Source organism: Gracilibacillus salinarum (genome assembly GCF_022919575.1).
Classification (GTDB): domain Bacteria; phylum Bacillota; class Bacilli; order Bacillales; family Amphibacillaceae; genus Gracilibacillus; species Gracilibacillus salinarum.
Genome location: NZ_CP095071.1, coordinates 2,476,866 through 2,489,664, shown reverse-complemented (window position 1 = coordinate 2,489,664; position 12,799 = coordinate 2,476,866). Strand labels below are relative to the sequence as shown.

The 12,799-nt window shown below is 40.6% G+C and carries 10 protein-coding genes and 1 pseudogene; 7 read left to right on the top strand and 4 right to left on the bottom strand.

Annotation, left to right across the window (positions count from 1 at the left end; all coding sequences use genetic code 11):
• Positions 1–72 precede the first annotated feature (72 nt).
• From MUN87_RS11445 to MUN87_RS11430, 4 genes are read left to right on the top strand one after another with little or no spacing between them, the layout of a single operon-like run.
• The gene (locus tag MUN87_RS11445) at positions 73–1,083 is read left to right on the top strand and encodes an iron-hydroxamate ABC transporter substrate-binding protein (RefSeq protein WP_244740224.1); all 1,011 of its coding nucleotides are present in this window, start codon (positions 73–75) and stop codon (positions 1,081–1,083) included.
• A 17-nt stretch (positions 1,084–1,100) separates the two neighbouring features.
• On the top strand, positions 1,101–2,120 hold the full coding sequence (locus MUN87_RS11440; protein ID WP_244740222.1) for a FecCD family ABC transporter permease: 1,020 nt from the start codon (positions 1,101–1,103) through the stop codon (positions 2,118–2,120).
• Positions 2,104–3,132 carry a FecCD family ABC transporter permease gene (locus tag MUN87_RS11435; RefSeq protein ID WP_244740221.1) on the top strand — a complete coding sequence of 343 codons (1,029 nt, stop codon included), beginning with the start codon at positions 2,104–2,106 and terminating at the stop codon, positions 3,130–3,132. The genes MUN87_RS11440 and MUN87_RS11435 overlap by 17 nt, the downstream gene beginning before the upstream one ends.
• 16 nt (positions 3,133–3,148) lie before the next feature.
• Positions 3,149–3,943 carry an alpha/beta hydrolase gene (locus MUN87_RS11430; RefSeq protein ID WP_244740219.1) on the top strand — a complete coding sequence of 265 codons (795 nt, stop codon included), beginning with the start codon at positions 3,149–3,151 and terminating at the stop codon, positions 3,941–3,943.
• Positions 3,944–4,047: 104 nt separating this feature from the next.
• Here the strand turns inward: MUN87_RS11430 and MUN87_RS11425 are convergent, their stop codons facing one another.
• Together MUN87_RS11425 and MUN87_RS11420 are read right to left on the bottom strand one after the other, a co-directional pair.
• Complete coding sequence (locus MUN87_RS11425) at positions 4,048–4,413, bottom strand: GIY-YIG nuclease family protein (RefSeq protein WP_244740217.1); 366 nt, start codon at positions 4,411–4,413, stop codon at positions 4,048–4,050.
• A 4-nt stretch (positions 4,414–4,417) separates the two neighbouring features.
• Entirely contained in the window at positions 4,418–5,185 is a 768-nt protein-coding gene (locus MUN87_RS11420; RefSeq protein ID WP_244740215.1) for a DUF2087 domain-containing protein, read from the bottom strand.
• A gap of 172 nt (positions 5,186–5,357) precedes the next feature.
• On the opposite strand from MUN87_RS11420, the gene MUN87_RS11415 reads away from it, so the two are divergent.
• Complete coding sequence (locus tag MUN87_RS11415) at positions 5,358–5,513, top strand: hypothetical protein (protein ID WP_244740213.1); 156 nt, start codon at positions 5,358–5,360, stop codon at positions 5,511–5,513.
• Between the two features lie 202 nt (positions 5,514–5,715).
• Here MUN87_RS11415 and MUN87_RS11410 read toward each other — a convergent pair whose 3' ends face one another.
• The gene (locus MUN87_RS11410; protein ID WP_244740211.1) at positions 5,716–6,879 is read right to left on the bottom strand and encodes a DUF4317 domain-containing protein; all 1,164 of its coding nucleotides are present in this window, start codon (positions 6,877–6,879) and stop codon (positions 5,716–5,718) included.
• 128 nt (positions 6,880–7,007) lie between these two features.
• On the opposite strand from MUN87_RS11410, the gene MUN87_RS11405 reads away from it, so the two are divergent.
• Positions 7,008–7,877 carry a gamma-glutamylcyclotransferase family protein gene (locus MUN87_RS11405; protein ID WP_244740209.1) on the top strand — a complete coding sequence of 290 codons (870 nt, stop codon included), beginning with the start codon at positions 7,008–7,010 and terminating at the stop codon, positions 7,875–7,877.
• 231 nt (positions 7,878–8,108) lie between these two features.
• Here the strand turns inward: MUN87_RS11405 and MUN87_RS11400 are convergent.
• Positions 8,109–8,603 (bottom strand): annotated as a pseudogene (locus MUN87_RS11400) (GNAT family N-acetyltransferase).
• Positions 8,604–8,910: 307 nt separating this feature from the next.
• On the opposite strand from MUN87_RS11400, the gene MUN87_RS22370 reads away from it, so the two are divergent.
• Positions 8,911–12,060 (top strand): glycosyl hydrolase 53 family protein, encoded by a 3,150-nt coding sequence (locus tag MUN87_RS22370; protein WP_305037390.1) that lies wholly within the window; start codon positions 8,911–8,913, stop codon positions 12,058–12,060.
• The last annotated feature ends 739 nt before the right edge of the window (positions 12,061–12,799 follow it).

Below are 12,799 nucleotides of genomic sequence, written 5' to 3'. Positions count from 1 at the left end.
CCATTTTCAATTCATCTATCACACTCTATAATTGAGAATGATTATTAGTATCGAAAGAGGAGAGGTTCATAGATGTTGAAACAAAAATGGATTTATATTATTTTACTAGTTTCACTTGTTACGATGCTTGCTGCATGTCAGCAAAGTGAGACAGAAGATGCTAGTGCAGAAGGTCAGGATCAGGCAGAAACAGAACAAGGTCAAGAAGAAGGAACGGATGCGGAAGCTGATTCGGAATCAGAAAATCAAACTATTTCTTATTTAGGTGAAGAATATGAAGTGCCACAGGATCCTTCTATTGTTATTACAGGAGCTATAGAGGCAATGGAGGATGCGTTGTTGTTAGATGTAGAGCCGATCGGTGCCATTACTGTCGGTGGCGAATTCCCGGAAATGTTTAGTGATATCGTTGGGAATGCCGAATCGATTGGTGAAAAACGTCAGCCCAATGTTGAGAAAATACTAGAGTTAAACCCGGATGTTATTTTAAGCACGACTAAATTCCCTGAAGATGTAAGTGCAAAACTAGAAGAAATTACGACCGTTATTCCGGTATCTCATATCTCTACCAATTGGAAAGAGAATCTGTTATTAATGGGTGAATTAACCGGAAAAACAGACCAGGCAGAACAAATTCTGTCAGATTACGAAGCACAGTTAACAGAAGTGAAGGATCAAATGTCAGAGGACGTTGCGAATCAGTCAGTCGTAGCGGTACGTATCAGAGCTGGTAATGTGATGATTTATTCACAGGACACGTCGTTCAACTCTGTTTTATATGAGGATTTAGGCTTGAAGTTACCAACTGTAATCGAACAAGCAGAGGCACAGGAAGCGATTTCGTTAGAGAAACTAAGTGAATTGAATCCGGATCATATTTTTGTTCAATATGCAGAGTCGGAAAATGCAGACAACCCGACAGCTTTATCTGATTTAGAAGAAAATCCAATTTGGCAAAGCTTGCAAGCTGTACAAAATGATCAGGTCTACGTTAATGCAGTTGATCCATTAGCACAAGGTGGTACAGCTTGGAGTAAGCAGCAGTTCTTACAAGCATTTCAGGAAAATGTCTTAGCGGAATAAAAAAAGGAGCAGGAGCTATGCAACAGTTACGACTAAAAATGCCAATCATATTCATAACAGTAGCTCCCGTTACCATTTTGCTAAGTCTGTTCCTATCGATCATTTTTGGTTCAAAAGCGATTTCGATGGTTGTCATATGGGATGCCGTCTTTCATTTTGATCCATCGAATGTCGATCATCAAATCATTCGTTACTCGCGGATTCCAAGAGCGCTAGGTGCGTTATTAATTGGCTGTTTTTTGGCGGTATCAGGCTCCATTATGCAGGGGATGACAAGGAATTATCTTGCATCTCCTTCTATTATGGGGATTTCTGATGGTTCTGTCTTAATGATTACATGCTGTATGATCTTTTTTCCGGGGTTACCTAATTTGACAATGGTATTGTTTTCCTTAGCAGGGTCAGCGTTTGCTGCTGTGGTCGTTTATTTATTGGCATCTTCTATTCCAGATGGAATGAAGCCGGTGAAAATGGCGATCATTGGGACGATAATAGGTACCTTTCTGAGCAGTATTGCAACAGCACTTGCTACCTATTTTCAAACATCTCAGGATATTAGTTTTTGGTATAATGCGCGATTACATCAAATCAATCCAGATTTATTAAAAACGATTCTACCCTTTGTCATTGTTGGCTTGATTATTGCGTTTGGTATTTCGAAGCAGATGACAGTGATGTCTTTGGGGCGCGATGTGGCAGTAGGATTAGGTCAGAAAGATCTTCTGGTGAAATCACTTGCGATATTGTCTGTCGTATTGTTAACAGGCTGTGCAGTGGCATTGGCAGGTAATATTGGTTTTGTCGGTCTGATCATTCCGCATATCAGTCGTTTTTTAATAGGTGTGGAATATAGCTGGACGATTCCTTTCGCCGGTTTACTTGGCGGTGTATTTCTTGTATTCGCTGATATCGGCAGCCGTTTTATGAACTATCCGTTCGAGACACCGATTAGTGTTGTGACAGCAGCAATTGGTGTTCCTTTTTTCCTCTATCTGATTAAGAAGAGAGGAGGAACGTCCCATGCAGGCGCGAAATAGACGAAAAAGATTTCTGCAAGTTTTTTCAGCATTAGTGGTGTTGCTTCTCGTTAGTAGCTATTTGAGCTTAACCTATGGTGAATTCTCCATGACCGTATCTGAGGTACTGGAGACATTGTTGTTTTTAGATCAAAGTCGTGAACACAGTATCGTTATATTCAGTTTCCGTTTGCCGAGGATTATCATCGGCATGTTTGTCGGTTTGGGTCTGGGGATAGCAGGTGCGGTTATACAAGCATTGACTCGAAATGAATTAGCAGATCCAGGTATTTTAGGAATCAATGCAGGTGCTGGATTAGCAATTGTTATCTATATGTTCCTGGCAAGCGAATTTGCATTGGGTTCAGAGCTGGTCTCTACGTTTACCATGCCGTTATTTGGTTTGATTGGCGGAATGGCATCAGCACTGTTTATCTATGCTTTTTCCTGGAATAATGGGCGGCTCGATTCGAATCGCTTATTACTGGTCGGGATAGCTATAGGGTCAGGTCTGGGTGCCATCACCCTATATATTTCTCTGAAAATGGACCCGCAAGATTTTGAAGCAGCTACGATGTGGATGACAGGATCGATTTGGAGTGCAAATTGGCAGAAGATTGTCTCGATTATTCCTTGGTTCGTCATCATTTTACCTTTTATTTTAATTAGAGCATCACACTTGGATTTGTTTTATTTAGGGGAAGACACAGCGAAGAATGTAGGTTTGTCTACAGAATGGGAGAAGAGCATCTGGCTGTTAGCAAGCATCGGTTTAATCAGTGCTTGTGTATCGGTATCAGGCAGTATCGGATTTATTGGGCTACTTGCCCCGCATATCGCAAGGCGGCTAATCGGACTTTATCACAAGATGGTGATCGTTATATCAGGATTAATTGGTATGGTGCTGGTGACGCTGTCTGATTTTATTGCTAAATCTATCTTTTCACCTGTTGAATTACCAGTTGGTGTTGTTATTTCCATTGTTGGAATCCCTTATTTTATTTATTTATTACGAAGAAAATCAACGAGATAGAGAAAGGTGAGCTTTTATGCATGTTACAATTCCAAATACAGAACGGCACAAAGTAGAGGCAGACTATCATAATCGGGCATTTCAAGTCGACGTGTATCAACCGAATTCACCTGTGCCGGATGAAGGATTTCCCGTCATCTATTTGTTAGATGGGAATTCTACTTTTTCAACGGTAGTAGATGCAGTTCGCCTGCAATCGAGAAGGCCGGAGAGGACAGAAGTCCATCCAGCGGTTGTTGTCGCTATTGGTTATCCAACTGAGGAACCTTTTTCACCAGAACGTTTTTACGATTATACCCTTGCAGAACCAGAATTCGATGTAAGAAAAAAATGGGGAGATCGTGAAATTCCAGCGCATGGTGGCGCCGATACATTTATGGAATTTATGGAGAATGTGCTGAAGCCGATGATTGAAAGTAAGTATAGCATTAATAAACTGAAACAGACGATATTCGGTCACTCGCTAGGTGGGTTATTTGTATTGCATGCATTGTTTACAAATAGCCAGGCATTCCAGACATACATCGCGGGAAGCCCATCTATTCATTGGAATCAAACAGCTATTCTAAAGGAACGAGATCAGTTTATGCAGGGAAAACCGAAGCTCGATAAACCAATATCAGTGCTTATCGCAGCAGGAGAACGGGAAGGTAACCATGCCTCCTATATGTTAGAAAACGCCAGGCAACTGACAGATGAACTGAAGGATGTACCTGATTTAGAAGCATCGTTTCAAATATATGATAACGAAAACCATATTTCCGTTCTGCCCCGTTTAATCAACCAGTCCCTAAAAATTGCCCTGAAATAGTTAGCAGGAAAAAGCCGACACCATTCGTATGATGTCGGCTTTTTGGACAGTTGCGCTTTACTTCGCGTTAGATTAGCGAAGAGGCGCTTATACGTAGTGAAAATTTAAAGAGTACTCTTATGGTGCTTGTTGTATCCTTTGTCTCCATATGGTTGAAGCTTCTCTAACCATTTCTCTTCCAGTTTGTTTAATTCATCTTTTACTGTAAAAACAGGTCGATCCTCTTTATCCAACCTTTCCAAAATATCAATGGTAAAAGCATCCATGCCATATTCATTCCATTCCTGCTGAAGTAATTTGTTGGGCATGTAGGAATTGGTATTGAGCATGAATTTCAGTCCATTTATTGTTTTGAAATTCATTGTGCTGACAACCATTATTTTTTGGTTGATCGTGTTTTTAACTTGATAAACCCCTCCGTCTATCGGTGCCTCTTTATATTGCTGTTTTAATGCTTTCTTGCGATCCATCTTGTCACTCCTTCGTATTCTTTCTTAACCAGTACTCACTTCCGTCCGGTTTGCGACTGATAAATCCGTACTCTATCAGATACCTTCTGATCTTTACATAATCATGGTAGTATTGCTTTAGTGATTCATTGAACTCTTTTTCTGAATAACGGTGTTCTGCATCAAGCTGTTTTGCGATTTCACCCAGAATAATCATCCGTTGTTTTTCTTTTGGAGGGAAGTTATGGAGTCCGTTTCCCACACCATCCGGGAAGAATTTATCGATTATTTTAGTTTTTTCCGTTTTTGTCACATTATATCGGTCATCAACCATTGTCGCAGTGGGATGGACCGGTGTGAACTGTGGTGCATACTGATCCTTTTCCCTTAATAATTCCATCATGGCTAAGAAATTTCTAGCCTGTCTTTCTTTTTCTTTTAGTGCAAAACGGTGGTGACGAATCGTAGAAGAACTGCCGATTTCCAGCTCCGTTTGTATTTCTTTATCATTTTTTCCAAGGTAGAATAGTTGTAGCAAGCGTTTCTGATGCTCCGTGATTCCGGTTAATTTGCGATCCATTTTCAGCAAATAATCAAAAACAGATTGATGAGATTCCTGAATATGGATCTTCATATATTTTTCAGCATCGTATAATGAATCGTGATGCGGATAGATGACACCTTTTTCGGTATGAGTGCCGCATAGAAGGCAGGCGAAGTGATCCTGCTCTTCTATATAGCCTTTTTTTAATTCCTTGATCGATGCTTGCCAAAATTGTTCTGACATTTCCATGATGCTGCCTCCTTAACAAACGATTGTTTGTAATGTTTGTTTATACATGAACATTTTATAATTTTGTTTGAGGCTTGTCAATGGTGCGGCAAACAATTATTGTTTTTGTTTGTTATGTGTTAGCTGTTTTGTGTATTTGTTTGTTTGTGAAAATATTAAAAGGAGGGTTTTGATGAAATTAATTGTGCTAAGTATTGTCATAATTGTTATTTTGTACATTGTGATTGAAACAGCAGTTAGAAGAGGGATTAATGCCTCGAAGCTTGGAAGGTATATTGATGAGCAAACAAAACAGCAAGAACAAGCGAGAAAAGATTTAGATGATTAAAGAAATGTATTTTTTATGGAGAAAAAGCTAAAGGTGTTCGCTCTTGTCCGACAGAAAGAGAGGTTCAATCGGACAAGAACGAGCCAAAAAGAGACTCAGCTGTCCGATAGCGATGCCCAATCGGACAAGGACGAGCAGAAGGGAGACCTGGATGTCCGTTAGCATCCCTGTAAATAGTACGCGCATGTAATCCAAAAGCCTTTTATTTAAATGCTTCCGGAATCATCGTGAAGCCATCAATCACGGTATCTTCTTCGACTTCGATCATTAAGTATCGTCTGCCGTCAAATTGAACTTGTCTTACGTGGCGGAGATCTTCTGGACTCACGGCAATATTTGCTACTTTCGTGTTGATTTTAATGGATTTGGATGAATACTTCGGCACTATATTGCGTGCTTTTAATTCATAGCCAGTATTGTCGATGACATTTTTAAAAGCTGTTTCCATTTTTTCAGTATCAACATCTTCAACACCGCTTGATTTCAAAACGCGCTCGACATCTTTGTAATCGAGTGTTGGTGTTTCTTCCTCTTCATCTTCTGTCATACGATGGATTTCCTCATAGACATTTGCTAAGGTGGAGGAGTTAAGCTGATGGCCAATTGCATCACGGACTACTTCCTCGAAGACGATTTTATCTTCTTTGGCCGTCATGGTTTCTTCCGCATTTAATACGTCCTCAACAAAAGCTTCATCTGGCTCATTCGCTTTGCCGGCTGCATAAAGGATGTGATTCACATCTGCTGCATGATCCGTGAAACAAGGGAACAAAAAACCGCCAATCGGAGCATTCAGGTTAATGACAGGATCGACTACCACATTATATTTAAATTGTTTTTCAATATAGTCGAAATGCAGTTCTTTTTTCGGATCTTGGGTCTTGTTGATGCTGCATAAAATAAAGGAATGCGAATACACCGAGTCCCGTTCACTGTCTTCTGATTCCTCGCTTCGGCGCTTCATTGGTTTGTAATATTCTCCTCTAATGAAGGTAACGACAATATCCATTTCGTATTGTCTGTCTTGCAGCATTTTTTTTACGATTTCGAGCATTTGTGTTTGCCAGTCTTCACTTTCAGCTGTCAGCAGTCCTTTATGTAAAATCAGCTGAGTAGGGTTATCTACATCGGATTGAAATTTTAGCTCAAATAGTTTTTCGTCAGGTTGGCCTGTCAGCACTTTTTTGAAATTGGTCATAAACAATTCCTGTTCATCCTGATCAAGCATTTCGAATGCCTGGCTCTGCTGGTGATAAATATCACTGGATTCTTTCATGATGTAAACGTTAAAAATGTCATGAATCTTCATCAGATCATTATCTATTTTAAATTGTTTGCGAATATCAGCTATATCTTTCTTGTTCATTTGTGACACTCCTCTACTTTGAATCTATTGTTATTTTATCATACAAGAGAGAGATGGAAGGGAAAAAACATCGTTGTAAGCATGGTTGTAATTTAATAAGATGGTGAGTAAGAAGGGAATGTGGGCGCATGTCGAAAAAATTAGTATTCGTTTATGGAACGTTAAGGAAAAATCAATCCAATTCATCTTGTATGAAGCACGCTGTATTGGTCGCTTCACAATGCTGGACATCAGGCAGATTATATGATGTTGGAGTCGGGTATCCCGCAATGGTGAGCGATTCGGAGCAAAAAGTATATGGAGAATTGTATAAAGTAGATGTCGATACGTTACGAGAAATGGATCTGCTAGAAGGCTATCACGGTCCAGGGCTCGATAATCTGTATGAGCGCAGACAACAGACTATTTATACCGATGTTGGCAAAAAACAGGCCTATGTGTATACCTTTCGCGAGGAACAAGCGACCGGATTACGTGAAATAAAAGGTGGGGATTGGAAAGTCGATCACCTGTTAAAAAAGAAACAGTTATATTATTTTGCTTATGGTTCCTGTATGGATCAGGAGCGAATGGTGGAGCATGATGTGGCTGATTATTTCACGAACGTATTGGGCAGAGGGAATTTACAGTCGTATCAATTAGCTTTTACCATAACGGCTGGGGATGGCGGCAGAGCAGATGTTGTCGAAAGTGACGGTAAGGCAGAGGGGAAAGTGTATCAGATTGGTTCCGAAGCTCTTGCGTATTTGCTTGTGCGTGAAGGAGTGGAGGAGGGGAAATATCGTCCGTCTTTTGTTGACGTTGAAGTAAATGGCGTCATGTTGCATGATGTTTTGACATTTGTAGTGGTAGATAAACAATCGGAAACCGCACCACCTGAGCATTATGCAAAAGAAATTATTCGAGGGGGAAAAGATTATCTCAGCTCCTCCTATCTGCAAAAACTCGAAAAGGAATGGAAAGAAAAATTTGCGATCAATATACAAAAATGGCTGTAAAACAAACAATGAGGCAAGGAGAAATATGTCAGCTTATTAAATTTGATCCGCAATAAACAAGCTTCATGCTTTTTCTTTTGTATTTGTCTTACCATATACACTTGGTCAGAGTGGAGTGGTATCCTGGCACTCGCTATATATCAAAGTGGTGTCACAGCATATAAAACGCTTAGATTTTTCTGAGCGTTTTTATCGTATTATTTAATTTTGTTTATCAGCTAAAGCATTCCGTTACTTGAAGAATTCGTGTTTAAGAATACTCATTCTTAGTCGATCAACAAACTCTCCATTTCTCAACCGATCTTGTCTTAAAATTCCTTCCTCTGCATAGCCTGCACGTTTATAAGATTTGATTGCTTTTTCATTATCCAATTCAACTCTTAACCAAATCTTATTTAGCCCCAGTTCATTAAATCCCCATTTTAGCATTTCTTTCATTGCTGCAAGTCCAAAACCTTTGCCCTGATAGTTTTTATCGCCAATCGCAATACCTAATTCAGCATGTTTATTTAACTTATCTATGTTCTTTAAATCAACCCACCCAATGTGTTTTCCTTCTTGTGTTAGGATGGCTTTTTGTTCATATCCGTTTGTCTTATTTATACACATCTCAATCCAATTTTTAGTTTCTTCTCTGCTAAAAGGTGGCTACTTCTCCGGCATATTTAAGTGCTTTGTCAGTTCTTTATCTAAACACCATTGATAACGGTCTTCCACGTCTTCCAAAGTTAACTCCCTTAATTGTACTAGAGGTCAATTGTTTGTTTTCATCTCTCTATCTCCCAAAAGTTATTTCTAATTACTTTAATTATCTTGTAAGCCCATTTGATTTGTAATTTATTATTTTTGTCTCTAGAACCAATTACCATAATATCACATTCTCTTTTCCCTTTTAATAGAGCTAAACAAAATCGAAAGAAGCCGGCTCCCGTTTCATTTTCTGAAACTCTATCCGAATAATTTGATATATATCAATATTTGAAACCGCTTTATAATAGAGTGTGAACTTATTTCATTTCAAGGGGGCATTTATATGCTGAAACGTTTAGGACTATCACTAATGGTGTTCCTGCTCTGTTTGACCACAATCCCGTTTTATTCTGTGGATCATGCAGAAGCGGCAACACAAAACTATTTATCTAATGGTGGATTTGAAAGCGATTTCTGGTTGGAGGACTCTGAGTGGAACCTCTCTTTTTCTGATCAGGAAATGGTAGATGCACCGCACTTCGATTATCAGAATGATGAATGGATCGAGAAGGACGAGGGCAGTTATGCGTTTAAATATTGGATTAATGAATCATCGACTGTTGCACAATCCTTCACACTCTCTCAAACCATTGATTCACTTCCTGCAGGTGACTATCAGCTATCTGTTCGATCGATGGGAGGCCTTGCTGGCGAATCAGGACAGGTGAAGTTGTTCGCAGGTGATAATGAAGCAGAAGCAGCAGCAACAACGGACTATAATAATTGGGAAACCGTCACATACGAATTTAATGTCGAAGAAGATGCTTCCAATTTCGCAGTAGGTGCAGAAGTTTCAGGTGAACCGAATGCATATGGTTACCTGGACAGCTTTCAACTAACCGCATTGGACACAGAAGCACCAGTTGATGCAGATATATTTGTGGAAAAAGTAGAGGGAATGTCTGAAGATTTTATAAAAGGTGTAGATGTATCCAGTATCATTTCATTGGAGAACAGCGGGGTTGATTTCTATAATGAGGCCGGAGAAAAGCAAGATATCTTTCAAACAATGGCTGATGCTGGTGTGAATTATGTGCGTGTCCGTGTATGGAATGACCCATACGATAGTGATGGCAATGGCTATGGTGGCGGAAATAATGATTTGCAAAAAGCAATAGAAATTGGAAAGCGAGCAACCGCAAATGGAATGAAAATGCTGGTTGACTTCCATTACTCTGACTTTTGGGCAGATCCAGCTAAGCAACAAGCGCCGAAGGCATGGACTTCCTTAAACTTGGATGAGAAGAAAACGGCATTACATGATTATACCAAAAACAGTTTGCAGGCGATTCTTGAAGCAGGTATTGATGTCGGTATGGTGCAAATCGGAAACGAAACCAATAATGGTATAGCAGGTGAAAAGGACTGGACGAATATGGCTCAATTGTTTGATGCCGGCAGCCAGGCAGTTCGAGAGATCGACAGCGAGATTTTAGTTGCCTTACATTTTACCAATCCAGAAAAAGGTACGTATCAAGGCTATGCACAGACATTAGCGGATAATCAAGTTGATTATGATGTATTTGCCAGTTCTTATTATCCATTCTGGCATGGCACATTAGCTAATTTAACCACGGAACTTAAAAATGTAGCAGACACGTTTGATAAACAGGTAATGGTCGCAGAGACTTCCTATACGTATACAGAAGCGGATGGAGATGGCCACGGTAATACGGCACCGAAGGACTCTGGTCAAACATTGAATTATCCGGTCTCTGTTCAAGGACAAGCTACAGCAGTCCGTGATGTATTTCAAGCAGTTGCAGATGTTGGGGAAGCAGGTATTGGTGTGTTTTACTGGGAGCCAGCCTGGATTCCGGTTGGTAATCCTGATGATATAGAATTGCAACAGAACAAGCAATTATGGGAACAATATGGGTCAGGATGGGCGACAAGCTATGCAGCGGAATATGATCCTGAGGATGCTGGTCAATGGTACGGCGGAAGCGCAGTGGATAATCAAGGCTTATTTGATTTTAATGGACACCCGTTAGCGTCGCTGAATCTATTCAACTATATTGATACGGGTGCTGTGGCGCCTTTGGAAGTAGATCAGATCCAGAATGTAGTGTTAACCGTAACATTAGGTGAAGAGGTTGTATTACCTGAAACGGTAACTGCTACCTATAACGACGGCAGTGAACAGGATGTAGCTGTTACGTGGGACGAAAATCAAATTAATGATGCGGTAGCGTCAGGAGAAGGTACGTATCAAATTGATGGCCAAACCAAGGACGGAAGCAAGGTGACGGCAACTTTGACCATTGCACCGCAAAATTTTGTTATGAATCCAAGCTTTGAAAATAGCGATATAAGCATGTGGAATCTCACTTTTCCGGACGGATCGGGGCCGCATGCTGAGGTAAAACAAAACAAATCCAACTCTAAATCAGGAGAGTATTCCTTGGATTTCTGGAATGATCAGCCGGTGAATTTCGAAATATCACAAACGATTACAGGTCTGGAGACGGGTTATTATCAATTGTCGATGTTCATTCAAGGTGGTGATGCCGAGGATGCTAACATGGAATTATTTGCGGAGACAGCGGATCAATCTAATGCAGCAGAAACGTCCGTCGATGGCTGGGTCAACTGGCAGCAGCCGGAGATTGATCAAATTTTGGTTACCGATGGCAAGCTTACGATTGGTGCGAGTGTTAAGGCGCCAGAGAATGCCTGGGGAACATTGGATGATTTTTATTTGAAACGAGTTGGCGATTATGAGGAACCCAATACTAAGCCAGAACCAGAGCCAGAAGATCCTGATCCAAATCCAGATCCAAAACCGGATGAAAAAGAGCCAGATATGTCTGCCTTACAAGAAGTAGGAGATCAAGTTTATTTGCTAAAGAGTGAGACACGCGATATTTCAGTGAAACAAGCGGTGATCGATCACTTGTCAGACGAAGCTATACTTATCTTTTCATGGCAGGGCATACGGGTGGAAATGCCAGTCTCGATTTTGAAAGGGAAAGGAGATATCTCTTTCCACTTCGGTGAAGTAGCAGATGCTGTTGAACATAAGCATGAAAATCGATTAAGTGATGTGATTGATTTTACTTTGAAGGGGAATAATGAACCAATTATTTTTGAGCATGCTATCAACGTTACATTCCCGATTGATACCGATCGTGTGCAGGATTGGGATCATATTATCGTCCATTATATAGATGAAAATGGAGAGATTCAAGAGCAATTAGAGCCGAATTTTTATAACAAGGAAGCTGGAGAAGTGACAGCCGCAGTCAATCATTTCAGCATATACGGAGTCTTTGAACAACTGGCTGCGGAGGAATCAGAATCATCAACAGATGAATCAAATCCGTTACCAGATACGGCGACGAACCAATATGATTACCTCATTGCAGGACTGCTCTTTCTTGTTCTCGGATCTGTGTCTATGTGGTACGTAAGAAGGAAAAAATACCAATAAATAACGAAGCCACTTAGTCGAACTAGACTAAGTGGCTTTTGTCAGTCAAGAAAGTATAATAGTGCAGTCACAGCAGTGAACATATTAAACATGAAGTGGAGTTCCTGTAATATGGATTATGTAATGCTAGCCATCACTAGCCGAGCATGCATATTGAGATATTTAATGTGCTGGGATACCGCTCCGGCCAACCACTTCCTGCGGGGCACGGCTGAAGCTAGGCTACTACTCGAGCTACTTCTTTGCTGCCTTGCACCGAGGAAGCCTACTTCGAAGCATTACTAGTAGACACAGGTGCAGACGTTGTGGATCTTCAGCGCCTGCCTGTCCCGCGGGAGTCTACGTGGTTGACCTACGCTATGTACAACTTTTGTAAGAGGTAGCATATTGATCACTGTATACATAACAGGAATGGAATGAATAACATAATACCTAAAACCACTGCTTTTAGCTGTTCCATACGTTGTAGCACTTCCTTCAAGCGTAGGAAATAGGCGGAGACTCTCGTGGAATCAGCGCGAACTGAAGATCCACTTGGTCTGTGCCTGTGTCTTCTAGTATCGCTTCGAGGTAAACTTCCTCGGCACAAGGCAGCCCAGATGTTATTTCTAGTAGTAGCCTAGCTGAAGCCGTGCTCCACAGGACGCGGAGCCTTTTTCCGGAGCTATGCTAAGTAGATAAAATATATCAAAATGACCATTCTGCAATACAGCCTTTGTTGACATAATCCATATTAAAG